Origin of the sequence: Agrobacterium sp. SORGH_AS_0440 (genome assembly GCF_031453135.1) — a bacterium.
In the GTDB taxonomy this organism is placed as follows: domain Bacteria; phylum Pseudomonadota; class Alphaproteobacteria; order Rhizobiales; family Rhizobiaceae; genus Agrobacterium; species Agrobacterium pusense.
Genome location: NZ_JAVIYR010000002.1, coordinates 852585 through 876109 on the forward strand (window position 1 = coordinate 852585; position 23525 = coordinate 876109).

Below are 23525 nucleotides of genomic sequence, written 5' to 3' on the forward strand. Positions count from 1 at the left end.
GTGGAATCCGGTTTTCCATCCGGAAATGCGACAAAACAAGAAGATCGGCTGGAGGAAAAGTCCATGAATACCGAAAGTTACGAGAAAATCCTGCGTGACCGGCAGCGCGAGCTTTATCGCCGCCTGCATAAGATCGAGGCCGACTTCGAAGAGCCGCGCAATCCTGATGACGATGACAGGGCCACCGAACGCAGCAATGACGAGGTGCTGGACGAGCTGGGGCAGGTGGGACAGGATGAGTTGCGCGCTATCGACGCCGCCCTCGAGCGTATCGCCAAGGGCACTTTCGGCACCTGCGTCAAATGCGGAAGCGAGATTTCGGAGGATCGGTTGAAGGCTGTTCCCTATACGCCGTTTTGTCAGAAATGTGCTGCGGCGTTGTGACGGCAGGGAAAGCGTGACTGTGGCCCGAAGGGCCGGATGAGGGGGCAAGCTCTCCGAATGCATCTACCCTGCCGCCTCATCCCGCTGCCGCGGACTTCTCCCCGGCGGGGAGAAGAAACAAGTGTATACCGCTCGCTCCACAGGCAATTGGTCTGGTCGCAGGGCAACCCAGGACCTCTCCTTTCGCAACAGCACCGAACGCAATTTGATCGCCATTAACCGGCTGCTGTCTTGTTCCTGTCTAATATTGTCTTCATGCTTTGGTGAAAGCACGCAGACAGGATTGGACTATGAGTGATTTGTGGCGGTTCGGACGCCAGTATGATTTTCACGAGATTGTCGCCGATGGCATCGTCCACGGGGTCGGCATCGTGCTGGCGCTTATCGGCGCCACGGCGCTGATTTTCTACGCGATGGTATGGGGTACGCTCAGCGCCATTGCAGCGGCGTGGATTTACGGCCTCGGTCTCGTCGTCTGCCTATCCGTCTCCTTCACCTATAATATCTGGCCGCACTCGAACGTGAAATGGTTCCTGCGTCGGCTGGATCATTCGGCGATCTTCATTCTCATCGCAGCCACCTATACGCCGTTTCTGATGCGGGGTATCCACGATCCCATGATCGCGGTCATGCTGGGGCTGATCTGGCTCGCTGCGATCTGCGGCATCCTTCTCAAATGCCTGTTTCCCGGCCGTTACGACCGGGTCGCCATCGGCCTTTATCTCGCCATGGGCTGGAGCGGCGTCATGGTGGTCGAGCCGCTGTCGTCGCATCTCGCGCCGGTCACGCTCTGGCTGATCGTCGCCGGCGGCGTCATATATTCGCTCGGCGTCATCTTCCATGTCTGGGAAAAGCTGCGCTTCCAGAATGCGATCTGGCACGGTTTTGTGGTCGCAGCCGCTGCGGTTCACTATTTTGCCGTGGTCACCGCCTTCAGCCTCGTTCCCCTGGCTTCGTAAAGATCGTGAGAGCGCGGCGCTGGACATGTCTCCGTCTCATCGCTTAAGGCTCGGCGCAGGCGCGGCAAAGCCGCGTACTCGCAAACCAGGCGGAGCTAAGAAAATGACCGTGGAACTTCGCGACGCGACCGTTGATGACCTCTCCGGCATCATGGAGATATACAATGACGCTGTCGTGAACACGACGGCGATCTGGAACGAGGTGGTGGTCGATCTCGACAATCGCAAGGACTGGTTCGCCGCCCGCAAGTCGCGCGGCTTTCCCGTCATCGTCGCGGTTCTGGACGGCAAGGTCGCGGGCTACGCTTCCTATGGTGACTGGCGCGCTTTTGACGGTTATCGCCATACACGCGAACATTCCGTCTATGTGCATAAGGACGCCCGCGGCCACGGCATCGGCAAAAAACTGATGCAGGCGCTCATCGATCATGCCGCCGGCAACGACGTGCACGTACTGATCGCCGCCATCGAGTCGGAAAACACCGCTTCCATCCGCTTGCATGAAAGCCTCGGTTTCACGGTCGCGGGCCGGTTCTCTGAAGTCGGCACCAAGTTTGGGCGCTGGCTGGATCTGACGTGTATGGAACTGAAATTAGGTTAAGCCAAGAAGCTTAAGCCATCTTTTGATCGGTCGAGTGTCACGAGTCTCTTCTCCCCGAGGGGGAGAAGTCCGCGGCAGCGGGATGAGGGGCAAGCTCTCCGAATATCGCTAACGTAGCCCCTCATCCGACCCTTCGGGCCACCTTCTCCCCGCCGGGGAGAAGAAATACGCGGCATGGCTCAGACCGGCTCGAACACCATCGAATGGCCGTTGATGCAATAACGCAGACCGGTGGGCGGCGGGCCATCGGGGAAGACGTGGCCGAGATGACCGCCGCAATTGGCGCAGCGGATTTCAGTGCGCACCATGCCATGGCTGGCGTCGCGATGTTCCGTCACTGCGCCGGGCTTCACCGGTTCGAAATAGCTTGGCCAGCCGCAGCCGGCGTCGAATTTCGTGTCGGAGAGGAACAGCGGCTCGTCGCACGCCGCACAGCGGTAGAGGCCTTTTTGGAATGTGTCCCAATACGGCCCGGTAAAGGCGCGCTCGGTGCCGTGCTCGCGCAGGATGCGATATTGCTCCGGCGTCAGCTGCTCACGCCATTCGGCGTCGGTCTTCTTCACTTTTGGGGATGTCAGATCGCTCATGGAATGATCCTTTCTGTTCATGCCTCAGATAATCATCGCCATGACGGATTGAAAGAGGACATATCCCATAACGACTCCGTTATGATGCGGGACCGGGAGTCGATTTGGGTTGAGAAGGCATTGCCTATGCCTTAACTGAAAAATCCGATTTTGAAACAAGAACGCCAGCCATGGCGCGCAGGGGTGGGGGACACCCCGGGAGATATGAATGACGTCCGATGTCACGCCGATGACATTTCTGTCGCTATTTCTGCCGTTTCTCGCGGCGCTCGCCGCACCGGCGCTGGTGAAGAGATTCGGGCACAATGCCGCCTGGATACTGGCGATTGCGCCGGCGCTTTCCTTTGTCCATTTCGCACTGATGTTGCCGCAGGTGGCGGCTGGCGGCGTGGTGACGGGCGGTTATGCGTGGGTCCCAAGTTTCAATCTCAGCTTTTCCTGGTTCATCGACGGCCTGTCGCTGACCTTTGCGCTGCTGATCACCGGCATCGGCCTGCTGATCGTGCTTTATGCCGGCGGCTACATGAAGGGGCATCCGCAGCAGGGCCGATTCCTGTCTTTCCTGCTGCTGTTCATGGGCGCGATGCTGGGCGTCGTCGTCTCGGACAGTCTGCTGATGCTGTTCGTCTACTGGGAACTGACCTCCATCACCTCCTTCCTGCTGATCGGTTTCGACCATGAACGTGCCGCCTCGCGCCGCGCCGCATTGCAGGCACTGGTGGTGACCGGCGGCGGCGGACTGCTGCTGCTTGCCGGGCTGATCTTCATCTGGGACATGAGCGGGATGACGCAGCTGTCGATGCTGGTGCGCAGCGGCGACATCCTGCGTGACAGCCCGTTTTATCTGGCCGCGCTGCTGCTGGTGCTCGGCGGTGCCTTCACCAAATCGGCGCAGTTTCCCTTTCATTTCTGGCTGCCCAACGCCATGGAGGCGCCTACCCCCGTTTCGGCCTATCTGCACTCCGCGACCATGGTGAAGGCCGGCGTCTATCTGCTGATGCGGCTCAATCCGGTTCTGGGCAATACCGCCGCCTGGCAGATACTGCTGCCCTTCTTCGGCGGGCTGACCATGCTCACCGGCGCGCTGCTTGCCATACGCCAGACCGATCTCAAGCTGATGCTCGCCTATACCACGGTGTCGTCGCTCGGCCTGCTGGTCATGCTGACGGGTTTCGGCTCCGACCATGCCATCGAGGCGGCGGTGCTCTATCTGGTGGCGCATTCCCTGTTCAAGGGCGCACTGTTCATGGTCGCCGGTATCATCGACCATGAGACCGGCACACGCGACGTGACGAAGCTTGGCGGCCTGCGAAGAGCCATGCCCGTCACCTTTGCGGCGGCGCTGGCGGCCGCGATTTCCATGGCCGGCCTGCCGCCCTTCTTTGGTTTTCTTGCCAAGGAAGAGATTTATTATGCGCTCGCGCATGGCAATCCGCGTGCCGTGCTGTTCACCGGCATTGCCATTCTCGGCAACGGGCTGATGTTTGCCGTCGCCTTTGCAGTGGCGTTGAAACCCTTTCTCGGCAAGCCGGTAAAGACCCCGAAACATGCACATGAAGGCCCGCTGCTGCTCTGGCTCGGCCCGGCGCTTCTGGCGCTGAAGGGGCTGACCATCGCTCTGTTCTCCGGCATCGCGCATTTCTACATCTCGACACCCATGGCAAGCGCCATTGCCGGTGAGGCGCGACCGGTGGAAATCTCGCTCATTCCGCATATCGGCGTGCCGCTCGGCCTGTCGCTGCTCACCATCGCACTCGGCATCGTCCTTTATACGCAGCTTTCCGCTGTCCGTGGCCTCATCGATCGCACCTTCAGGGCGCTGGGGGCAGGGCCGGACCGAGGCTTTGACGTCATCATCGAAATGCTGGTGAAAATGTCGTTCCACATCACCCGGCTGATCCAGCCGGGCCGTCTCGAATTTTACGTTACCGCCACTTTCGCTGTCATCGCCGCCGTGCTGCTCGTGCCGCTGTTCCTCTATGGCGAATTGCCGTCCATGCCGTCATGGCCGCGGGATGCGCCGATCCATGAACTGACCTTCATCGCCATTGCCGTGGCGGGGCTCATCGCTGTGCTGACGGCGTCGAGCCGCCTGACGGCGATCATCGCGCTCGGCATCCAGGGCTTCGCGGTGGCAGTCATCTTCCTGCTGTTCGGCGCCCCGGACCTGTCCTTCACGCAGTTCATGGTGGAAACGCTGTCCGTCGTCATATTGACGCTGGTGATGACGCGGTTGCGCCTGTCGCCATCCGACCATCGCGGCCTTGGCCAGAAGCTCTTGGACAGCAGCATTGCAATTGCCTGCGGGACTGGCTTTGCGCTTTACCTGATGCGCGCGACGCAGGTGAGCTTCGACAATCGCCTGACCGATTTCTACAACAGCTATTCCAAGGTCATCGCCCATGGAGCGAACGTCGTCAACGTCATCATCGTCGATTTCCGCGGCACGGATACGCTGGGAGAAATCGCTGTCGTGATGATAACGGGCCTTGCCATCCTGGCGCTGATCCGTATCCGCCCTGCCGCGGTCAAGGAGCCGGCGAAAAGGTTCAAAAAGAAGGGAGCGCGGGCATGAACACGCTCATTCTGCGCACTGTGGCGCCCGTCGTCACCAGCCTGATGGTGCTGTTTTCCATCTTCGTCCTGCTGCGCGGCCATAACGAGCCGGGCGGCGGCTTCATCGGCGGCCTGATCGCGGTCTCGGCGCTGGCGATCTACGGCATCGCCTATGGCGTGGCGGCGGTGCGGCGCGCAATCTTCTTTCACCCGCTGGCGATTGCCGGGGCAGGGCTCCTGCTTTCGATGCTCTCCGGCCTCGTTTCCATTGTCGCCGGCGCGCCCTTCATGACCGGGCTTTGGGTCTACCCGAACCTCTTCGGCGTCGAACTGGCGCTCTCCACCGTCATGTCCTTCGATATCGGTGTCTATCTGGTCGTGGTCGGTGCCATCACATCCATTGCGCTGGCGCTGGAAGAAAGGGAAAGCGACTGATGGAAGCGATCTTCTCGATTCTCGTCGGCGTCTTCTTCTCGGTCGCGATCTACCTCATGCTGTCACGTCACAGCATCCGCGTGCTGCTGGGCATCGCCATTCTCGGCAATGCGGTCAACCTGCTGCTCTTCACGGCGGGGCGGCTCACCCGGGAGGTGCCGCCGATCATTCCGGCGGGCATGGACGCGTTGCCCGCAGGGGCTGCCAATCCGCTGCCGCAGGCGCTCATCCTGACGGCGATCGTGATTTCCTTTTCATTCTTCTGTTTCCTGCTGGTCCTGACATGGCGCGCGTTTCAGGAGTTGCAGACCGACGATACCGATGAAATGCGCACCGCAGAACCGGCAGGCGAGCCCCTGCCGCCGCTCGGTTATTGAGCGGCGAGGCTGAAACGACATGGCTTCATCCCCTACTTCCGCAGTTACCGATCTTTCCGCCGCGCTCGTCATGGCGCCCGTGCCGCTGCCGGACTGGCTGATCATTCTTCCGATCGCGCTGTGCATCGGCGTGGGCGCGGTGCTGATGATGATGCGCCACGCCATTCGCTACCATGCGTTGGTCGCCATCGCCGCGCTGGCCCTCCTCGTGGTTCTCGATGCCGCGCTCTTATGGAAGGTTGCCACGCAGGGGCCGTTCACCATGGTCATGGGCCGCTGGCTGCCGCCCTTCGGCATCGCCTTCACGGCCGATCTCACCGGCGCGTTGCTGTCACTCGCGGCCGCCATCGTCGCGCTGGCCGGCGCCATTCACGCCGGCAGCGATATTGACGCCAGCGGCAGACGTTACGGCTTCTATCCCTTCCTGATGCTGCTGATGGCCGGCGTTACCGGCGCGTTCCTGACCGGAGACATCTTCAACCTCTATGTCTGGTTCGAAGTGCTGCTGATCTCGTCCTTCGGCCTCATCGTGCTCGGCTCGACGCGGGAGCAGATCGACGGCGCGTTGAAATATGTCGTCCTGAACCTCATCGGCACGACGCTTTTCCTGATCACGGTGGGTTATCTCTACGCCATCTTCGGCACGCTCAACATGGCCGATATCGCGTTGAAGGCAAACGGACTGCGCGAAACCGCGCCGCTGATGACGCTTGCCAGCCTCTTCACGCTTGCCTTCGCCATGAAGGCGGCGGCTTTTCCGGTGAATTTCTGGCTTCCCGCTTCCTATCACACGCCGCGCATCGTCGTCTCCGCCCTGTTCGGTGGACTGCTCACCAAGGTCGGCATCTATTCGCTGCTGCGCGTCATGGTCATGCTGTTCCCGGTCGAGCGTGAGGAACTCAGCATCGTCATCGCCGCTTCTGCCGCGCTGACAATGGTGCTCGGCGCCATGGGTGCGCTCGCCCAGAACGATATTCGCCGGATGCTCGGTTATATCGTCATATCCGGCATCGGCTACATGATGGCGGGCATCGCCATCGGCACGCCGTCAGGCGTCTCGGGCGCGATCTTCTACGCGCTGCATTCCATGGTGCTGATGACGGCGCTCTACCTTGCCGCAGGCCACGCCGCCCGTCTCGGCGGCGGTTTCAGCCTCACCGCGCTTGGCGGCATTTACCGACAGGCTCCGTGGTTTTCGGCGCTTGCGCTCGCGCTGTTTTTCGCCGGTTCCGGCCTGCCGCCCTTTTCCGGCTTCTGGCCGAAGGCGGTCCTGGTCAAATCGGCGATCGATATCGGCGCATGGTGGCTGGCCGCCGCCATTCTCCTCTCCGGTTTCATCGCCACAATCGCCTTCGGACGGGTCTTCCTTCTGTGTTTCTGGCGTCCGGCGGCAAAGCCATTGCCACAACCTTCCTTGCCCGCCGCGGCGCCCTCCGTCGCTCCGCTGGTCGCGCTGACGCTGCTGGTCGTGTTCTTCGGCCTGTTTCCCGAAAGCCTGCTTGATCTCAGCCAGGATGCCGCAGCCGGGCTCGGGAACCCGCAAGCCTATATCCATTCGGTCTTTCCAGAAGGAGGCAAGCCATGAGCCTCTATGTCGTGCAATTGCTGTTCGTGGCGGTATGGCTTGCGGTAACGGGCAGCCTGACGCTGGCAAACATCATCTTCGCCCTCATCGTCTCCACGCTGGCGCTCTGGCTTATCCGCCACCAGCTTCCCGGCGGGCGCAATCACTGGCTGCGTCTTGGCCGCGTGTTGTCGCTGGTGCTGTTGTTCTTCAAGGAGCTTGCGCTTTCCGCCTGGAAGGTTGCCGTGATGGTGACACGCCCGAAACTGGACGTTCAACCCGGCATTTTTGCCTATCCGCTGACCGTAACCACGGATTTCGAAATCACGCTGCTCGCCAATCTCATCACGCTCACGCCCGGCACGCTTTCCGTCGATGTTTCCTCTGACAGAAAGATGCTCTACGTGCACGCAATCGATTGCAGCGATATCGAAACCGCAAAAAACGACATTAAGAACGGCTTCGAAAAGAAGATCATGGAGGCGTTTCAGCAATGACTCCGGAACAGATAGTTTCATTTGCAAATATACTTGCGCTGGTTGTTCTCTCTGTGGCCTTTTTGCTGACAGTCTACCGCGTTGTCGTTGGTCCCACCTTGCCGGACCGTATCGTCGCGCTGGACATGCTGGTCGGCATCGCCATCGGCTTCATTGCGGTCATTGCCATCCGCACCGGCTTCAATCTCTATGTCGACATTGCCATTGCCCTCGGGCTCGTCGGTTTTCTGGCCACGGTGGCGTTCGCGCGCTTCGTGCTGTCGCGCGGACCGGATGGCGGGCGCGGCCCGAAAGGGGTTCTGGATGGCGCACGCCGGTCTGAATTCGCTGAGAACCCCTCGAAAATTCAGGTGAATAGCGGAAAAGAAAAGGGAAGGCGGTAATGGGTTGGATCGTTGCTATCCTGGTTGCGGCGCTGATGATCTCGGGTGCCGCCTTTTCACTGATCGCCGCAATCGGGCTCAATCGCCTGCCTGATGTTTACACCCGCATGCATGCCGCATCCAAGGCGGGGACGGTCGGCTCCGGCCTGCTGCTTCTGGCGGTAGGCATCCACTCTATGGATATATCGACGCTGGCTCGGGCGCTCGCCGGTTTCTTCTTTTTCGTTCTGACGGCGCCGGTTTCCGCGCATCTTCTTGCAATGGCTGCGCACAAGGCAGGTTATCCGCTTTCCGTTAAATCGGTAGTTGATGACCTCAAGAAAATTTGAAGTTGAATTACCCCCTAATAATAGGGGGTGCGCGTTTTCAATTACTACTAGGCATAGTATTTTATTACCCGTAATTTTTTGTATTCCGATTAGACTGTTTTGAACTAAAAAATTCACAGCAGGAATTTGACTTTTGCTGTTTTGCTGTTATCCAAATTAAGTGTAAAGTTGCTAATCGCGATTTGCATCTAGCCTCTTCATAGTCGGCATAGGCATTTTATTAATGTCTAATCTACGGGTCTCAGGACCATTGCTGCCCATGTCGCGGGTCATAAGTTGAATCTCGGACCAATACGTTTCCGGTTTTCGCTTGAAATCTAGGGGTAGATTTCACGTTGGTTTCAACAGGGCGAAGGTGGGGGCACCGGTAACTTCACATCGCTCGATGCGGCGTTCGCCCGCGTCAGGGGATCACTAACAGGAGATACTTAAATGACGGAAACTGCATACGGTAACGCCCAGGATCTGCTGGTCGAACTGACGGCGGATATTGTGGCTGCCTATGTTAGCAACCACGTCGTCCCGGTAACGGAGCTTCCCGGCCTTATTTCGGATGTTCACACGGCGCTCAGCGGAACGTCCGCGCCGGCATCGGTAGCGGTCAATGTTGAAAAGCAGAAGCCGGCCGTCTCTGTCCGCAAGTCGGTTCAGGACGATCATATCGTCTGTTTGGAATGCGGCGGCTCCTTCAAGTCGCTCAAGCGCCATCTCACGACGCATCACAGCATGACGCCGGAAGAATACCGCGAAAAAATGGGACCTGCAGGTCGATTATCCGATGGTTGCGCCCGCCTATGCCGAAGCCCGCTCGCGGCTCGCCAAGGAAATGGGTCTCGGTCAGCGCCGCAAGGCCAACCGCTGATTTTCGAAGACAATCCGGCTTGCAGTGAAAGCCGGAAGTCGCAAGTTAATACGGCCGGTCCTTAGACCGGCCGATTTTGTTTTCGGGATTGAAGACCATGCCTTGGCGTGCCGTTCCCCGGGAACGAAGCCGAGCATCATAAGGCCGCCATCAACGTCGTATCCGCGCCGTGAGAAACAACCCCTCCGCGATAGGGAACCTTATTGCGCTGCACGCCGGATGCTACGCGGCGAAAGCCTGCGGGCGCCGCTGCTTGCCATCATCCAGTCTCCAGGGAAAATCATCACCGCCCCAGCCAGCGTGGAGATCGGCTTTTTTTTCGTCTCGCGCAATATCGACTGAGGAAAAAAATCCTCAATTACGTCCATCACTTTCGAGAAAATCAAGCTATCTCAATGGCCTGAACTCCATCGCAAAATTTGCGCTTCCCCAAGCCTTTCCTCAGGTGTATGAATTAATTCCTATTCGTAGAGGAGTTGCATATGCCGTCGGATACCGTGTTTCTGCCTGCTGCCGCGCGGCCTTGCCTGCGGGTGCGTGATCGTCCCTTTCGTTCGTGGCCGTCTGCGGGCGGGCGGGATGACATTTCCCGTCTTTGCCGTCTGGTGCGGCAACTCACCGGGGAGATGGTGCGATTGACGGGTGAGCGAACGCCGGTGCGCCGCGATATCAGGCGCATGGAGTGCCACGTCCGCCAGATCGCCATGTATGTGTGCCATGTGCAGCTTGGCATTCCCATGTCGGATATCGGACCCTGCTTCGGCCGGGACAGGACGACGGTCGGCCATGCCTGCCAGGTGGTCGAGGACCGACGGGACGAACCGGCATTTGACGAGTTTGTCGCCACGCTCGAGCGGCTTACCGGCAGTATCGTCAACGTGATGACAGGGGGCCGGGATGACTGAGACGAAACCGGCTGCCTCCTCCGATCCTCATCTATTGCGGCTGCTGCGGTGCATCGCCGCCGGCGCAGCCGAGATGTCCCCGGAGGGGGGCGATATTGTGCTGCGCCGCGGGCGGGCAGGGCATCCCGCACTACGGCTTCCGGCCGCGACGGTGCGGCTTGCCGTTTCGTCCGGGCTGGTCGAGCAGCGGGAAAACACCCTTCATGCGGCGCCGCCGCTCGCCTCCTACCTGAAACGCGCAATGGCAAAAGACCGCGACGAGATTTTTCAGGAGCAGCATCGCGATATGCAGACGGTTGTCGTGGATATCGGCGATGCGAAGCAGTCGGCCAGGCGTAACCTCAACACCTCGCAGCTGATCAGCCTTTCAAGGCTGAAGGAGCGCGACGGCGCGGCATTCTTTCCACCGGATGCGCTGGAGGCGGGGGAGCGGCTGGCCGCCGATTTTCATCGCGGCCACCTCAATCCCAGGGTGACGGCGACATGGGAACCCAGAACGGCGAGCCGCACAAAGGGTGAGGCGGGAGGCGCGCTCGAACTCACCGAGGCAGCAATGGCCGCAAGAACACGGTTTTCCCGCGCAGCCGAGGCGATGGGGCCTGAGTTATCTGGCGTCGCTATCGATATCTGCTGTTTCGAAAAGGGATTGGAGACGGTGGAACGCGAGAGGCAATGGCCGGCGCGTTCGGCAAAATTGCTGCTGCGTGCCGCATTGCTGGCGCTGGCGCGCCACTACGCGCCGCCTGCAACCCGTGCAGGCAGGAAAGAACACCATTGGGGCGATGCTGATTATCGCCCATCGATGACGCGATAAATCTCAGGCGGTAAGCAGCCGGGCTTCCTCGCGGATACGCTTGATCATCGAGCGCAGGCCGTTGGCGCGCTGCGACGACAGATGTTCCACGAGCCCTATTTTGTCGAATACCTCGATCGCGTCGAGACCGGCGATTTCGGAGGCCCTTTTGCCGGAATAGACCGCAAGCACGATGGCGACGAGGCCGCGCACGATATGCGCATCCGAATCGCCCTCGAAGGTCAGGAGAGGGTCTTCGGCGCCGTCGCTATGGCTGACGAGCCAGACCTGGCTGGCGCACCCCTGAACCTTGTTTTCAGCCGTGCGCTTGTCTTCCGGCAGATCGGGCAGCGCCTTGCCGAGTTCGATGACATAACGATAGCGATCCTCCCAGTCATCGAGGAAAGCGAAGTCGTCAAGGATCGTGTCGAGAGAGGCCATTTGTGCGCCGTATCATCCGTTATTGCAGGTCTTCGTCACGATATAGGTGAAGTGCGGTCGGTTTTGAACCATAGCCCACGAAAAAGCCCACGGAAAACAGGTTCCGTGGGCAAGTTTGGCAGGCAGTGGCGGAAGGAAATCTCCATCCGCAATAAAGGCGGGCGCGGTGGCCGGCAGGATCAGGGAGCAGGGCGCTTCTGCGGCAGGGGAATGACGGTGCCGGTCTTCAGCATGTCGGCATCTGCGGGAAACTCGACGCTGACAACGGGTGCCGCTGCAAGCTTTTCGGCTTCCGCCGCAACGTCGGCAACATCGGCGGGCTTGTCCCCGGAGGCAAGCTGCTTGTCCAGCAGTTCATAGGCAACCTTTGCCCCTTCCTTTGCCCTTTCGCCCAGCGCATGGAAGGTTTCGGCGCCCTTGATGCAGACATCGGGCTTTTCGATGCAGATGGCGCTGACATAACGATAGGCCTCGCCGGCAGCCGAAACGGCGCTGGGAATATCGAAGGCCGAAGGTTCCTTGGCCGGATCGTTGCTGCTGCCGAAATAGGACAGCGCCACCAGTACCAGCGAAAACCAGAATGTTCCTTTGATCAGAAACCACATTGTCAGACACCCTGCCAGATGATCTTTGTTTTCGAAAGCCCCGCCCGGTTTCGGGTCATCGGCCTTTGTCCCGTTTTTCGGGCTTGTGAACAACCTACAGACGACCGGCGAACAGCCGATTGCAAAAAGCGGCGTAATTTAATTCAAATTGTATCTATTCTCCTCGGATCGGGACGGCGGCCATCAATTCACTCGCATTTTAACGGTCCATGTTAAGCATAATTGCGACAGAGGGCGCGCGTTCCGGGCGAAAGCGGCGAAAAGCTCTGCCGCAAAAGTTAACGCGATGGCAAAAATGAAGCGAAATCCGTCGCTTACCCGTCATTAACCATGATTGGCAAAGCTTCCTGGAAATGCCCCGTAATGGGACTGTCACGCATTTGACGGGCTTTTCAGCCCATTCTTTTTATCCATTCCTTAAGCCGCCGCCTTCTATTGTCGGAGCCGTTGGAACCGCCTTCAGGATTCGGGTTTGGTATTGCGTAATATGAGAGAAAAAGCGGTCGCACTGGTCGACCATGCAGCGGGCAGATGGCTTGCGCGCATGGAAGAGGACGCCGAAAGGCGCGCCGGGACCGTTGCGCGCCTGCGCTGGCTGATTGCCTTCAGCGCCGTCGGCCTTGTGGTTGTACCAGCCATTTTCAGCCTCGTCGTCAGCCCCGCCATCGCGCTGCCCATCGGTGCGGCCCTGGTGCTGGCGCTGTTTCTGGCCGCCGCCGCCCTGCTGATCGCCTTCTCCCATTCTGCGCACGGCGCATCCGCTCATTCGGTTTCCTCGGTGAACGACGATCTGATCGCGGCATCGCAGGTGCCGGGTCTGGTGCTGGTGATCGGTGAAACCGGCTTCGTCGAACACGTGTCCGGTCGCGATTGCGCGGCATTCCCGGCCGACCTTCAAGCCAGCAAAGGACATATCCTCGTTGAATATGTCTATGTCTCCGATCGTATCGAACTGATGCAGGCTTTCGACGTCCTGCGGCAGGGTGAGGACAGGGCAACCGCCGAACTCCGCTTCGAGACCGGTGCGAAATCGCGCCAGGCGCAATTCATGCACGCCCGTATCGAGATGACCGCCGTTCGCGGCGCGACAGGTCGCCTGCGCCGCATCGTCGCCCAGCTCACCGATATTACCGAGATGGAGCGTCTGCGCCGCGATGTCGCCCGCAAGGCAGCCGAGGCGGAATCCGCCAATGACGCCAAGTCGCGTTTCCTCGCTGCCGTCAGCCATGAACTGCGCACGCCGCTCAATGCCGTCCTCGGTTTCTCCGATATTCTCGCCGGCGAGTATTTCGGACGGCTGGAGAACGACCGTCAGCGGGAATATGTCGGCCTCATTCGCCAGTCTGGCGCCCATCTTCTGTCCGTCGTCAACACCATGCTCGACATGAGCAAGCTGGAGGCCGGCCGTTACGAGCTGATGATGGAAAGCTTCCCGATTGCGGAAACCATCTCGTCGTGCGAAGCGATGCTCGGCCTTCAGGCGAAAGAAAAGGGCCTGACCCTGACCAGCCGCATCCAGCGCGGCATCGGTGAAATCTCGGCCGATCAGCGCGCCATCCGTCAGGTTCTCATTAACCTCGCCGGCAATGCCATAAAATTCACCGATGCCGGTGGTGTGGTATCGATCGACGCTGCGCGCGAAGGCGCAATGCTGAAATTGACGGTAAGCGACACCGGCATCGGCATCGCGTCTGACAAGATTGAACTGCTGGGCCAGCCCTTCATGCAGGTTCAGAATGAATATACCCGTCGCTATGAAGGCACGGGTCTGGGATTGTCCCTGGTCAAGGGGCTCGTGGCTCTGCATGGCGGCACATTCGCCATCGCCAGCAAGCCCGGCGAGGGGACGGTCGTAACGATCACTTTGCCTGCCGATGGTTCCGGCATGGCGGGTGGGGGCGAAAGCGCTGACGCCGAAAGCATGGTGGAGTTCCCACCGCGCATTCGGCAGCTTGGCGACATGGCCGCGAAAATGAGAAAGGACGGTGAGGATGGCCCCGCGAAAGCGAAAATCGCCTAAGAAAACAACGGCCCAGATTGGCGCCGGGATTGTTTCCTTGGTGGTTTCGGCCATCGGGCGCGAAATCCTGCGCCATCCGAAACTGGTGGGCGGCTGCGGTGCCTTCGCGGTCGTCTTCGGTTTTGTCGCCGCCAACGCGCTCTGGTACCAGCCTGGTGTGCACCCGTCGCCCTTCCTGCGCACGCGCGATGCGGAAAACCCGAACGGCATTGCCGGTTATCGCCCGGCCGAACCACTCGGCACCCATGGCAACGTCACCACATTCCGCATAGAGCGCCCGGCAGAAACGGAAACGGCACAGCAGCAGCCTGCGGCCGAAACGTCGGCGCAACCCGTCGCCGAAAGCCAGAAACCGCAGCAGATCGTCGCCGACATTCAGGGCGAACTGAAGAAGCGCGGGCTTTATGAGGGCGAGGCGGACGGTCGCATGGGACCGAAGACGGCCGCCGCCATTATGTTCTTTGAAGAAACGCTCGGCATGGAACAGACCGGCGAGCCGACAAGCCGGGTGCTGGCGGCGCTCAGGATCGATGGCGCAACGGTTGCCGCGATCCCGAAGGACCGGCCTGCCGATAGCAGCGGCGGTGTCGAAATCGACCCCGTTGCCGCCGCCATTCGCAAGGCGGAAGCGCCGCATCCCAAGGCCGAACCGGTCTCCCTCAACAGCGCCGCGAAACCCGCAAGCCGCGATCTCATCGCCAAGATCCAGCAGGGGCTGATCAATATCGCCTATGCCGATGTGAAGGTGGACGGCGTGGCCGGCCAGCAGACCCGCAATGCCATCCGTGCTTTCGAGAAACACTATCGCTTGCCGGAAACCGGTGAGCCGAGCGAGGCTGTACTGAAGAAGCTGAAGTCTATCGGGGCGCTTTGAGGCTTTGACAGCAGCGTGGGGCGTGTGTGGCTCTACCCCCCTCTGCCCTGCCGGGCATCTCCCCCTCAAGGGGGGAGATCGGCAGGAGGCGCTACCACCACTTCATTCGCAAGTGTTGAGATGGGCGAGACTTATCCGCTTGCCGATCTCCCCCCTTGAGGGGGAGATGCCCGGCAGGGCAGAGGGGGGTAAAGCCACGCACACCTTCGTCAGCTTAAAAATCAACATCGAAACCCCACCCACCTAGGCAGCGCAAAAATCGAAAGCAAACCCATGCGCCTCAAATCCGAAATGTTCGTCTCAGCCCTCATCCGCCGCGTCTTCGCTGCCGGTGGATTTGCCGCTGTCGAAAAGAAGGGTGCGGAGGAGGCGGGCGCTATCTTCGTTCGCCAGCGGCTGCGTGACGGCCGCGAGAACCTCTATGGACCCGCCCCGCAAAGTTTCGCTGAGGACGAGGACATCATCCGCGCCGAGCGCCGTTTCGAAACGCGTCTGGCCGGTGTCGAGGGCGAGGAAAGTGCTGCCCTGCTGGAAAGGGAGCGGCGGTTCGACAGCGACCTGTGGGTCGTGGAGATCGAAACCGATGACATCGGAACGTTGCTGACGCTGGTGGATCAGCCCAAAGCCTAGAACCAGGGAAAGTGGAATCCGGTTCTCCATCCGCGAATGACCTCGCACTACTGAAGATGCAAGGCCAGCCCGCTTAACCCTGCGTTCCCGTTCTCTGCGTGGCCGGGTTATTGCGGCTCGGCCGTTCGCGGCCATGTGTATAGCTGTCGGCCCGCCGCCAGCTTTCCAACCGCTCTTCGCATTCCACGGTGTCTAGGCGGTCGAGCAGGGCTTCCGCCCGGCTCATATCGCCTTCCGCGGCGGAAAGATGCGGATAGAAGCACTGCAAGACGAAGGCGGCCTCGGAAAATTCCATGCCGAGGCCGGTCAGCGTGGTGGCAAGCTGCGCGCCCGATATATCGAGCATGATGCGCTCCGACAGCCAGTAGCTGGAGGAGAGGGAATCTGCCAGCGCCACCGCGAACTGCCGCGCATTGCGTTCGCGGGCGAAACGCACCAGCAGCGCGTCCTGCACCTCGCTGAGGCGGCGAAGGCCGAGGACATCGCTTTCCGGGCGGTTGAGATGGCGCGCCATCTGCTTGATCCGCTGGCGCATTTCCTCTTCGAGCGCGGAAGCCGCGGCGATGTTGTCCGTCTTCACTTCCGCCTTCGGCGCTTCGATGCTCACCGCTGCCGGCGGTTCAGTGGCAGGCGTTTCCTCTTGCGGTCGCTTGAGGTCTTCGATGTGCCGCAGGCCCACGAGCGCGTCGATGACAGTGGGGGAGAGGTCCTCCCGCCGGACGATGGCGCGTGCGTGGGCGGCCCCTTGCGTGCGGGCAATGGTGATGAGCGTGTCGTCGTCGAGGCACTTCGAGGCAATGAGGAAAGGAGCCGCAAGCGAAATCGGCTGGCAGGCAATGAAGAAGGCAACCGCGGAAGGCACGTTCGGGTGCTGCGAAAGGGCGGCAATTGCCTCCCGCTTGGCTTCATCGGTGGAGGCATTAAAAAGCGGCATGAAAAGTTCGGCGAATTGCCGGAGATCCGTTTTTGACGGAAGGGGAACATTCTCGAAATTCGTCACGGTGGCCATCAGCACCACATCTTTCTTCCTCACGGCTCTTGGCCTCTCAAGTTCTCGAAACCGGTCGGTCAACGCACTACCCAACAAACGCAAACACAATATCGGTTCAATTTAGAGCAAATCCGTTGACGTCCTGTTAACTATGGGTGCCGCCAAGAGAGAAACCGCCAATATCAACAGGCAAATTTTAAAATCGTGTGGTGGGGAAAATGCCGCGGAACTTTGCGGCCTCGCCTTTGTTTTCAACGGGTGTGGCTCGGCAAAGGAGAAAACGCCACCCGGTCATTAGGGTTAACGGATCATTAACCTCTGTCTGTTTGTAATTTCATGGGCAGTATTAGGATTCCATGTTATTCTGAAATCCGGAATAAGAGCCGAACCGGTGTCTGATGCCTGAATGTCCGCATAGCCCAGCGTTAAAACCCGCGATGGTTTTCAGGGATATGCGAAAACCAGCCTGTGGGCTGGATTATGCGCAATGTGATGGTGATGAAATTCCCGACGCAAGACGAGGCTTGCGCGGTTCCCATGGGCAACATTGACTCCCGAAGAGGAGAAGAGCATGGCAGACATTATTCCACTTGTTGACGCCCGACGAAGCCTGCGTCCCGCAGGCGTGGTCAGCACGATGATCGGCCCCGCGAAAGTGGTTCTGTTCACCGGCGTTCGTTATGAGAAACGCGACAGCGAGCCGGCAGGCAAGGTTGCGCGCAAGGGCAAATCCGCACCGGAAACCGCCTTGAAATCCTGATTAATAAAATAAGCCGCCGTTATTTCCACGGCGTCGGCTGGCACTTTGCCTCGTTCAGGAACCGTTCCGCCTCTTCGCCGAAACTCGGCTGCGGTACGAGGGTCCTCAAAACCACATATCCTTCCGTCTGATCCGATTCCGCCAGAATTGCCTGTGAAAGCGCGGGCGGTTGCGCCTTGCGGATGGCGGCGATCTGCACCGCATCTGCCACCAGAATATCCATGACGCCGGCGGCGGATGTGCGGTCATTCATGCTGAACACCTCGTTCGAGGCCTTGTCGTAAACCGCCACGGACCAGAAGGGCACGGCCCCGATGGCGGTCAGCCGGATCGGCTGTTCCTCAATATTGAAGGTGCATACGGCCACCGCGCATGAAGGGATCGCCGCTGCCCAGCGTCTTTTTTTCCGTCGTTTCTTCAAGCAGATGGAACAGGTGCGGTTTTCCTTCCGCCACTGCCCGCGTATAGGCGTCGCGATTGCTGAAGTGCGGTATCGCCAGGAGAATGATGACATGCAGCACGGCCGCGCCGACGAGACCGGTGACGATGGCGAGCAGGACCCTAAGCATTGCCACACCCCAGCTTGCGGATCAGCGGCATGGAAATGTCGATCAGGCCGGAACTGCCGGCCACAGGCGTGTCGAGCAGGGTCAGGACGAGCTTGAAGGTCTGTCCCTGAGGCACCGCGAGCCAGTTATAGGTCTGGGCATCCGGAGCAATGGTGATGTCTATGCCGCCATCGGCGCTGCGCAGAAGCGTGCGGGAATTGAGCGCGAATGGCCGTCCGGCATCCTCAGCCAGCACGTTGCCCTGCTGATCGGCGGTGTAAAGCGTCCAGAAACGTGCTGGTGGCACAGCCCCGGCCAGCCGGTAGCGGCATTCGCCGCTCAGGCGCTGGCCCTCGCTGTCGACGGACGCGGTGAAGGCCAGCCCCTCCGCCGTTCCGTAAAGCAGCTTGCCGGCGTCAGCGCGGTGCGACTTGGCATAAGGATCGGCCTCGATCGTCTGCGCTTCCGGAAACGCGTCCCAGGAACCGATGCGGATCGAACCGAAACCGGAGGTCGCTTCAAGCGCCGCGAGCGTTGCGGCAATACCGCCGCCAAAGGCGATCAGAAGGGCGATGCCGACAAGGAATGGAACTCGGAACACGCTGTTTTCCCGTTTATGAACAGGTCGAGGACTATCACTGATTCCCTGTTTGGAAAATGGCGCGGCTTGTTTAGTCCTCGTGAAAGTGACTGGAGCGCGAAATTCCTGGACTATGCGCCCATGACGAGCTTGAAGGCGATGGCCCACATGGTGATGGCGATGACGCCTTCGAGGATGCGCCAGGCGGAAGGTTTTTCGAAGATCGGTCGCAGCCAGCGCGCTCCGTAGCCCAGCGAAAAGAAGAACAGCAGCGAGCCGGTGGCCGCCCCTGCGGCAAAGGTCTTTTCAAAGCCGGGAAACTGCGTGGAAATCGTGCCGAGCAGCACGACCGTGTCGAGATAGACATGCGGATTGAGGAAGGTGAGGGCCAGGCAAATGGCCAGCGTCTGCCACAGGCTCGCTTCCCGTCGCTCGGCCACTGACAGCGCTTCCGACGAACGCAAAGCCGAGTGCAGGCTTTTGGCACCATACCAGATGAGGAAGGCGGCGCCGGCATAACGCATGATGGGATCAAGCGCCGGCATGATGGCGCTGATCCGCTGGAAACCGAACACGCCGACGGTAATGAGCAGCGCATCCGATATCGCACAGGTGGCGCAGACGGCAAACACATGCGAGCGCGCCAGCCCCTGTTTCAGCACAAAGGCATTCTGCGCGCCGATGGCGACGATGAGACTGAGGCCCATGGTGAGGCCGGTAAAGAAGATCTGGATGTCCACGCCCGCTACCGCTCTTTGTCGAAATGATATGAAGCAGGGCTTGGATATTTCTCCATGACGGATTAATCAAATTAAACAATCTCAGTCAGAATAAGAGCTACTAATGTTGGACTATCCCGCGATGCGCGCTGCGGCGCTGGTTGTTCAGACCGGCAGCTTTGAAAAGGCGGCGCAGGCACTGCATGTCACGCCATCGGCCGTTTCCCAGCGTATCAAGCAACTGGAGGAGCGGCTGGGCGTGGTGTTGATCGTGCGCGGTAACCCCTGCGTTGCAACGGAAAAGGGTGAGTGGCTCTGCCGTCACATGGATCACGTCGGCATGCTGGAAAGCGAATTGTTCCGCCAGCTACCGGCCTTGGCGGACGCGGGAGCGGCGCAGGAGCGGGTGACGCTCAACATCGCCACCAATGCCGACAGCCTGGGCACATGGTTTCTGGATGCGGTGTCGAAATTCACCGGTAGCAGCGATTATCTCGTTAATATCGCCGTCGACGATCAGGATCACACGGTGGAATGGCTGCGCGCGGGCAGGGTGCTCGCCGCCGTGACCGCCCATGACAAGCCGGTGCAGGGGTGCCGGGTAACGCCGCTCGGTGTACTCAGATATCACGCGACCGCCAGCCCGGATTTCATGACCCGCCATTTTGCCGAAGGAGTAACATCAGCGACGCTCGCCTGCGCGCCGGGCTTGACGTTCAACCAGAAGGACCGGCTGCAGGCGAGCTGGGTAAGGGAGGTGCTGGGTGAAGACATTCCCTACCCGACGCACTGGTTGCCTTCGACCGATGGATTTGTGAAGGCGAGCCTTGCCGGCATGGGCTGGGGGCTCAATCCGGTTCAATTGGTGGGGGAGCATTTGCAGGCAGGGCGGCTGATGGAGGTCGTTCCCGGCACGCCGCTCGATATCCCGCTCTATTGGCAGGTCAACCGGCTTGCGGCGGAAAGGCTGGCGGGGTTGACAGATATGGTGGTGGGGACGGCTAGGGCGACGTTGTTGGTGTGAGGCATCGCGGAGCGTGGAGCTTGCGGCTTACCCCCCTCTGTCCTGCCGGACATCTCCCCCTCAAGGGGGGAGATCGGTATGCGGCAAGGTTTTGCCTATCTCAACGTTAGAGAATGAAGTGGCGATGTCGCGTCTTGCCGATCTCCCCCCTTGAGGGGGAGATGTCCGGCAGGACAGAGGGGGGTGAGCCACACACTCCGACAGAAAACTTCAGTCGATTCGCACTGGCTTCACCGCCTCGCCCTCACTGCTTCCCCGCCTGTTCCATCAAATAACGCGCCACAGCCTCATAAGCCGGTAACGATGTCGCGTCGTTGGCGGCGTTGCTCGCGACGGGGTGCGAGGAAAAGCGGGCAATAACCATTTCAGCGGCGGGATCGACATAGATCGCCTGGCCGTGCACCCCACGCGCCATGAAAGCGCCGTTGGCATTGTGGGTGACCCACCACATGGCGCGATAGCTCCAACCCTGCAGCGCCGGATATCCGCCTTTTGCGAAAACCGCCTTGTCGCCGCCTTGACGGATGGTGTCGATCGCCTTTTGGGGAATGAGCCGCTCGCCGCCCATCATACCGCCGTCCAGTAGCAGCTGGCCGATGCGCGCCATGTCGCGCAGGCCGGCATTCAGCCCGCCGCCGGCAAAAGGCGTGCCGGTGGAATCGACGGTGTAATAGGCGTCCTGTTCGGCGCCCATCCGGCTCCAGATGCGCTCGGAAAGCAGCTTTGCCACCGATTTTCCCGAGGCGCGGGCAATGATCCAGCCAAGCGCATCGCTGTTGATCGTCTTGTACCCGAAGGCGGAACCGTGTTCTCCCTGCTTCACCACCGTCCTCAGATAGTCGAAATAGCTGCGAGGGCCTTCGTAACCCTCGGGCTTGGGAAGCGGATTGCCGGCGGCGGAATATGTCCATACGTCGGCATTAGGATCGGCGTAGTCCTCGCTGTAACGCAGGCCGGTCGTCATATCCAGCACCTGCCGGATCGTCGCATCGCCGAACGCGCTTTTTTCAAGTTCGGGAACGACGGTCGCGACTTTGGCATTCTCGTCCAGCGTCCCTTCGGCAACCAGCATCTCGCCCAGAAGCCCGGTCAGCGATTTCGTTACCGACATCGCCCCGTGCTGCCCCGTATCGTTGAGGCAGCCGGAGTAGCGCTCATAGACAAGCACTCCCTTGTGCAGCACGACGATGCCATCGGTATAGTTGGCCGATAGCGATTGCAGCCAGGTCATGTCCTGCTCACCGCCGGTCGGGCGGAAGGTCACGGCGTCGATGGCGGGGTCGGGCTTGCGCTCAAGGGCCGCTGGCGCGCCGAGCCCACGGCTGACATTGACCGTCGGCATCAGCTGGCGGAAGTGACACACTGTCCAGCGCAATTTCGGAAAGTTGAAATAGTCGCTGTCCGAAAAGCGGATGATCTTGTCTTCCGGCGGCGGAAAGCCCTGCATCCAGCCGAGCTTCAGCGGGTCCGACTGCTCGGCTGAAAGCGGCGCGGCTTGCTGACTGGCAGCGGCATAGGGGTAAGCCAGAACAGGCACCATGGCTGCAAGAAGGACGGGCAGGGTTCTAGAAATTGACGATGACATTGACGAAACCTCCAAGCCAGTTCGGCGAATGCTCTGCCGTCAGGGAATCCATGCCCTTGCCAGGGAATGAAATGCTGACGCCGGCGGTGAGATAGGTATTGGCATTGATGATGCGCGAATATTCCAGATAGAGATCATCGGCGAGATGGCGGTTACCGACGCCCGCAACCGGGGTGGGCGTGCCGTCAATGTCGTCGAGCCGCGTGCCCTGTCCAAACTGGATAGGGCTATCCAACTCGTTGGCGCGGATATGCGCGTAACGGAGCGTCCATGTATCGGCCTCCGTTGGCTTCACCTGCAGGCTGATCTGATGGGCATTGACGTTCGAATTCAGGAACATCATGGAAGATTTCGTGCCCGTCGACCATGCGCTCGGATTGCCCTCGTAATACAGCGGATCGAAGCGTTCGAGACGCGAGGTTGAAGGATCGTCGCCGGAGAAGGTCTGAAAGCTGTAGGCGATCGTCGGCATCCATGAAACATCTTCGAAAGCATAGCCGATCTGGGCGCGGCCGCCCCAGGCTGCAAGGTCGATGTCGGGATTCCATTGATAGGCGATATCGCCGCCGATGAAAAATCCCGGCAATGGCACATCGAACGGATTGGTACGGGTATAGGCGTTGATGAAGCTCAAGCCCTCGCGCGCACCCGGCACGATCACCGGTGCGCCGCGGCCGCCAGGCGCGGCCCGGGGGTAAGGCGAGCCGGATTCCGGCACATGGCCGAATGTAACGCCGAAATATCGACCCTCTTGCGGTTCATAACGCAGATCCGCTCCCACGATCTTCGTCCCGCTGTCCTTGTCGGATAATTCATTCGCGTCGATGAAAAAGGCCGTGGCCGTCAGGTCATCCTTGCCGAGCCGGAGGATCGCCGCCTGCTCCCAAGCCTTTCTCGGCCCTAGTTTCAACGCACCACGCTCAAAACCGCTTGATCCGCCATTGGCAATCAGCATGCCCGTTCCCGTCTTGAACGGACGCGGCCCCAGGGAGATATCGAAGAACGGGCCGCTCTCCGCCTTCGAGCGCAGGCCGAGATAGCCGTCTTCGAGTGTCACGGCGCCCGTGCCACCGGCATCGAAGGCGTCGGTGCCGAGCGTGCCGGAGGCAACGGCCGAGATTTTTCCATAGACCTGAAGCCGGTCGCCGGCGTCGGCGGTAAAACCGATGCCGGGCATCAAATAGCCCTCAAGCCAGCGCGTGTCGCTGTCGAAGCCGGCGTCCGGCGCAAATCGATCGGCAAAGTTCCAGAACAGGTTCTGTTCGGCAACGGCATTGATGCCGGCTTGAAAATACAGGCGCAATTCAAAACCCGGCTCGTCGATCAGCAGCATGGGGTCCTGCGCATGTGCCGCATCCGCTGCAAACCACAGTCCGGCGAGGAGAGCAACCGCCGCCGCGCGCGTTTCCGCCGCATCATTCATGCCGTCCTCCGGGGCGCGCTGTTATCGCACAAGAGATAACCGCACCCACTTAGACATGAATTGACTGGCTAGGTCCATTCAATCTTGGAGTGT

General features: G+C 60.1%; 26 protein-coding genes and 2 pseudogenes. 18 read left to right on the forward strand and 10 right to left on the reverse strand.

What is annotated here, in order from left to right; all coding sequences use genetic code 11:
• Positions 1–63: 63 nt before the first annotated feature.
• The 3 genes from QE453_RS13455 to QE453_RS13465 all read left to right on the forward strand — a co-directional run bounded on the left by QE453_RS13455 (position 64) and on the right by QE453_RS13465 (position 1944).
• The gene (locus tag QE453_RS13455) at positions 64–384 is read left to right on the forward strand and encodes a TraR/DksA C4-type zinc finger protein (RefSeq protein ID WP_309777266.1); all 321 of its coding nucleotides are present in this window, start codon (positions 64–66) and stop codon (positions 382–384) included.
• Between the two features lie 290 nt (positions 385–674).
• Entirely contained in the window at positions 675–1343 is a 669-nt protein-coding gene (locus tag QE453_RS13460; protein ID WP_004440627.1) for a hemolysin III family protein, read from the forward strand.
• A 103-nt stretch (positions 1344–1446) separates the two neighbouring features.
• Positions 1447–1944, forward strand: coding sequence for a GNAT family N-acetyltransferase (locus tag QE453_RS13465; protein ID WP_006700062.1), 498 nt, complete (start codon positions 1447–1449; stop codon positions 1942–1944).
• A 179-nt stretch (positions 1945–2123) separates the two neighbouring features.
• Here the strand turns inward: QE453_RS13465 and msrB are convergent, their stop codons facing one another.
• Positions 2124–2531 carry a peptide-methionine (R)-S-oxide reductase MsrB gene (gene msrB, locus QE453_RS13470; protein WP_004440632.1) on the reverse strand — a complete coding sequence of 136 codons (408 nt, stop codon included), beginning with the start codon at positions 2529–2531 and terminating at the stop codon, positions 2124–2126.
• Positions 2532–2739: 208 nt separating this feature from the next.
• On the opposite strand from msrB, the gene QE453_RS13475 reads away from it, so the two are divergent.
• From QE453_RS13475 to ros, 8 genes and pseudogenes are all read left to right on the forward strand, one after another.
• Complete coding sequence (locus QE453_RS13475; RefSeq protein ID WP_309777268.1) at positions 2740–5106, forward strand: putative monovalent cation/H+ antiporter subunit A; 2367 nt, start codon at positions 2740–2742, stop codon at positions 5104–5106.
• Positions 5103–5522: a Na+/H+ antiporter subunit B gene (locus QE453_RS13480; protein ID WP_309777269.1), complete on the forward strand. Its 420-nt coding sequence runs from the start codon at positions 5103–5105 to the stop codon at positions 5520–5522. The genes QE453_RS13475 and QE453_RS13480 overlap by 4 nt, the downstream gene beginning before the upstream one ends.
• Positions 5522–5899: a Na+/H+ antiporter subunit C gene (locus QE453_RS13485; RefSeq protein WP_004440640.1), complete on the forward strand. Its 378-nt coding sequence runs from the start codon at positions 5522–5524 to the stop codon at positions 5897–5899. Before QE453_RS13480 ends, QE453_RS13485 begins: the two co-directional genes overlap by 1 nt.
• Positions 5900–5918: 19 nt before the next feature.
• Entirely contained in the window at positions 5919–7484 is a 1566-nt protein-coding gene (locus QE453_RS13490) for a Na+/H+ antiporter subunit D (RefSeq protein WP_309777271.1), read from the forward strand.
• Positions 7481–7960 carry a Na+/H+ antiporter subunit E gene (locus QE453_RS13495; protein WP_006700066.1) on the forward strand — a complete coding sequence of 160 codons (480 nt, stop codon included), beginning with the start codon at positions 7481–7483 and terminating at the stop codon, positions 7958–7960. The genes QE453_RS13490 and QE453_RS13495 overlap by 4 nt, the downstream gene beginning before the upstream one ends.
• Entirely contained in the window at positions 7957–8343 is a 387-nt protein-coding gene (locus tag QE453_RS13500) for a cation:proton antiporter (protein WP_006700067.1), read from the forward strand. Before QE453_RS13495 ends, QE453_RS13500 begins: the two co-directional genes overlap by 4 nt.
• Entirely contained in the window at positions 8343–8672 is a 330-nt protein-coding gene (gene mnhG / locus QE453_RS13505) for a monovalent cation/H(+) antiporter subunit G (RefSeq protein ID WP_004440653.1), read from the forward strand. The genes QE453_RS13500 and mnhG overlap by 1 nt, the downstream gene beginning before the upstream one ends.
• Positions 8673–9104: 432 nt before the next feature.
• Positions 9105–9534: pseudogene (gene ros / locus QE453_RS13510) on the forward strand (MucR family transcriptional regulator Ros).
• Between the two features lie 200 nt (positions 9535–9734).
• On the opposite strand, the gene QE453_RS13515 reads toward ros, so the two are convergent.
• Complete coding sequence (locus QE453_RS13515) at positions 9735–9920, reverse strand: hypothetical protein (protein ID WP_153776748.1); 186 nt, start codon at positions 9918–9920, stop codon at positions 9735–9737.
• Positions 9921–10016: 96 nt separating this feature from the next.
• Between QE453_RS13515 and QE453_RS13520 the strand changes: the two genes are divergently transcribed.
• The gene (locus QE453_RS13520; protein ID WP_004440668.1) at positions 10017–10439 is read left to right on the forward strand and encodes a helix-turn-helix domain-containing protein; all 423 of its coding nucleotides are present in this window, start codon (positions 10017–10019) and stop codon (positions 10437–10439) included.
• Complete coding sequence (locus QE453_RS13525; RefSeq protein WP_309777272.1) at positions 10432–11253, forward strand: DUF6456 domain-containing protein; 822 nt, start codon at positions 10432–10434, stop codon at positions 11251–11253. Before QE453_RS13520 ends, QE453_RS13525 begins: the two co-directional genes overlap by 8 nt.
• 3 nt (positions 11254–11256) lie before the next feature.
• Here QE453_RS13525 and QE453_RS13530 read toward each other — a convergent pair whose 3' ends face one another.
• Both QE453_RS13530 and QE453_RS13535 read right to left on the reverse strand, forming a co-directional pair.
• The gene (locus tag QE453_RS13530; protein WP_309777273.1) at positions 11257–11673 is read right to left on the reverse strand and encodes a SufE family protein; all 417 of its coding nucleotides are present in this window, start codon (positions 11671–11673) and stop codon (positions 11257–11259) included.
• A gap of 179 nt (positions 11674–11852) precedes the next feature.
• The gene (locus QE453_RS13535) at positions 11853–12278 is read right to left on the reverse strand and encodes a DUF5330 domain-containing protein (protein ID WP_004440675.1); all 426 of its coding nucleotides are present in this window, start codon (positions 12276–12278) and stop codon (positions 11853–11855) included.
• 487 nt (positions 12279–12765) lie between these two features.
• On the opposite strand from QE453_RS13535, the gene QE453_RS13540 reads away from it, so the two are divergent.
• From QE453_RS13540 to QE453_RS13550, 3 genes are all read left to right on the forward strand, one after another.
• Positions 12766–14298: a HAMP domain-containing sensor histidine kinase gene (locus tag QE453_RS13540; protein ID WP_309778152.1), complete on the forward strand. Its 1533-nt coding sequence runs from the start codon at positions 12766–12768 to the stop codon at positions 14296–14298.
• Positions 14270–15172 carry a peptidoglycan-binding protein gene (locus tag QE453_RS13545; protein WP_174150784.1) on the forward strand — a complete coding sequence of 301 codons (903 nt, stop codon included), beginning with the start codon at positions 14270–14272 and terminating at the stop codon, positions 15170–15172. Before QE453_RS13540 ends, QE453_RS13545 begins: the two co-directional genes overlap by 29 nt.
• Positions 15173–15445: 273 nt before the next feature.
• Positions 15446–15802, forward strand: coding sequence for a DUF1491 family protein (locus QE453_RS13550; RefSeq protein WP_045532458.1), 357 nt, complete (start codon positions 15446–15448; stop codon positions 15800–15802).
• A 73-nt stretch (positions 15803–15875) separates the two neighbouring features.
• On the opposite strand, the gene QE453_RS13555 is transcribed toward QE453_RS13550, so the two are convergent.
• The gene (locus tag QE453_RS13555; RefSeq protein ID WP_309778154.1) at positions 15876–16811 is read right to left on the reverse strand and encodes a DUF2336 domain-containing protein; all 936 of its coding nucleotides are present in this window, start codon (positions 16809–16811) and stop codon (positions 15876–15878) included.
• Between the two features lie 553 nt (positions 16812–17364).
• On the opposite strand from QE453_RS13555, the gene QE453_RS13560 reads away from it, so the two are divergent.
• Positions 17365–17553 (forward strand): hypothetical protein, encoded by a 189-nt coding sequence (locus QE453_RS13560; RefSeq protein ID WP_004440680.1) that lies wholly within the window; start codon positions 17365–17367, stop codon positions 17551–17553.
• 19 nt (positions 17554–17572) lie between these two features.
• Here the strand turns inward: QE453_RS13560 and QE453_RS13565 are convergent.
• From QE453_RS13565 to QE453_RS13575, 3 genes and pseudogenes are all read right to left on the reverse strand, one after another.
• A pseudogene (locus QE453_RS13565) lies at positions 17573–18122 on the reverse strand (DUF1254 domain-containing protein).
• The gene (locus QE453_RS13570; RefSeq protein WP_006700073.1) at positions 18115–18702 is read right to left on the reverse strand and encodes a DUF1214 domain-containing protein; all 588 of its coding nucleotides are present in this window, start codon (positions 18700–18702) and stop codon (positions 18115–18117) included. Before QE453_RS13570 ends, QE453_RS13565 begins: the two are co-directional and overlap by 8 nt.
• A 110-nt stretch (positions 18703–18812) precedes the next feature.
• Positions 18813–19421: a LysE/ArgO family amino acid transporter gene (locus QE453_RS13575; RefSeq protein WP_004440685.1), complete on the reverse strand. Its 609-nt coding sequence runs from the start codon at positions 19419–19421 to the stop codon at positions 18813–18815.
• A gap of 103 nt (positions 19422–19524) precedes the next feature.
• Here QE453_RS13575 and QE453_RS13580 point away from each other — a divergent pair, with 103 nt between their 5' ends.
• Positions 19525–20424 carry a LysR family transcriptional regulator ArgP gene (locus QE453_RS13580; RefSeq protein WP_022555839.1) on the forward strand — a complete coding sequence of 300 codons (900 nt, stop codon included), beginning with the start codon at positions 19525–19527 and terminating at the stop codon, positions 20422–20424.
• A gap of 244 nt (positions 20425–20668) precedes the next feature.
• Here the strand turns inward: QE453_RS13580 and QE453_RS13585 are convergent, their stop codons facing one another.
• Complete coding sequence (locus tag QE453_RS13585) at positions 20669–21964, reverse strand: serine hydrolase (RefSeq protein ID WP_309778156.1); 1296 nt, start codon at positions 21962–21964, stop codon at positions 20669–20671.
• Positions 21965–21989: 25 nt separating this feature from the next.
• Positions 21990–23432, reverse strand: coding sequence for an alginate export family protein (locus tag QE453_RS13590; RefSeq protein ID WP_309777276.1), 1443 nt, complete (start codon positions 23430–23432; stop codon positions 21990–21992).
• Positions 23433–23525: the final 93 nt, after the last annotated feature.

Coding starts and splice junctions, on each gene's coding strand:
- QE453_RS13455 (WP_309777266.1), top strand. CDS start 64: ATGAATACCGAAAGTTACGAGAAAATCCTGCGTGACCGGCAGCGCGAG.
- QE453_RS13460 (WP_004440627.1), top strand. CDS start 675: ATGAGTGATTTGTGGCGGTTCGGACGCCAGTATGATTTTCACGAGATT.
- QE453_RS13465 (WP_006700062.1), top strand. CDS start 1,447: ATGACCGTGGAACTTCGCGACGCGACCGTTGATGACCTCTCCGGCATC.
- msrB (WP_004440632.1), bottom strand. CDS start 2,531: ATGAGCGATCTGACATCCCCAAAAGTGAAGAAGACCGACGCCGAATGG.
- QE453_RS13475 (WP_309777268.1), top strand. CDS start 2,740: ATGACGTCCGATGTCACGCCGATGACATTTCTGTCGCTATTTCTGCCG.
- QE453_RS13480 (WP_309777269.1), top strand. CDS start 5,103: ATGAACACGCTCATTCTGCGCACTGTGGCGCCCGTCGTCACCAGCCTG.
- QE453_RS13485 (WP_004440640.1), top strand. CDS start 5,522: ATGGAAGCGATCTTCTCGATTCTCGTCGGCGTCTTCTTCTCGGTCGCG.
- QE453_RS13490 (WP_309777271.1), top strand. CDS start 5,919: ATGGCTTCATCCCCTACTTCCGCAGTTACCGATCTTTCCGCCGCGCTC.
- QE453_RS13495 (WP_006700066.1), top strand. CDS start 7,481: ATGAGCCTCTATGTCGTGCAATTGCTGTTCGTGGCGGTATGGCTTGCG.
- QE453_RS13500 (WP_006700067.1), top strand. CDS start 7,957: ATGACTCCGGAACAGATAGTTTCATTTGCAAATATACTTGCGCTGGTT.
- mnhG (WP_004440653.1), top strand. CDS start 8,343: ATGGGTTGGATCGTTGCTATCCTGGTTGCGGCGCTGATGATCTCGGGT.
- QE453_RS13520 (WP_004440668.1), top strand. CDS start 10,017: ATGCCGTCGGATACCGTGTTTCTGCCTGCTGCCGCGCGGCCTTGCCTG.
- QE453_RS13525 (WP_309777272.1), top strand. CDS start 10,432: ATGACTGAGACGAAACCGGCTGCCTCCTCCGATCCTCATCTATTGCGG.
- QE453_RS13530 (WP_309777273.1), bottom strand. CDS start 11,673: ATGGCCTCTCTCGACACGATCCTTGACGACTTCGCTTTCCTCGATGAC.
- QE453_RS13535 (WP_004440675.1), bottom strand. CDS start 12,278: ATGTGGTTTCTGATCAAAGGAACATTCTGGTTTTCGCTGGTACTGGTG.
- QE453_RS13540 (WP_309778152.1), top strand. CDS start 12,766: ATGAGAGAAAAAGCGGTCGCACTGGTCGACCATGCAGCGGGCAGATGG.
- QE453_RS13545 (WP_174150784.1), top strand. CDS start 14,270: ATGGCCCCGCGAAAGCGAAAATCGCCTAAGAAAACAACGGCCCAGATT.
- QE453_RS13550 (WP_045532458.1), top strand. CDS start 15,446: ATGCGCCTCAAATCCGAAATGTTCGTCTCAGCCCTCATCCGCCGCGTC.
- QE453_RS13555 (WP_309778154.1), bottom strand. CDS start 16,811: ATGGCCACCGTGACGAATTTCGAGAATGTTCCCCTTCCGTCAAAAACG.
- QE453_RS13560 (WP_004440680.1), top strand. CDS start 17,365: ATGGCAGACATTATTCCACTTGTTGACGCCCGACGAAGCCTGCGTCCC.
- QE453_RS13580 (WP_022555839.1), top strand. CDS start 19,525: ATGTTGGACTATCCCGCGATGCGCGCTGCGGCGCTGGTTGTTCAGACC.
- QE453_RS13585 (WP_309778156.1), bottom strand. CDS start 21,964: ATGGTGCCTGTTCTGGCTTACCCCTATGCCGCTGCCAGTCAGCAAGCC.
- QE453_RS13590 (WP_309777276.1), bottom strand. CDS start 23,432: ATGAATGATGCGGCGGAAACGCGCGCGGCGGCGGTTGCTCTCCTCGCC.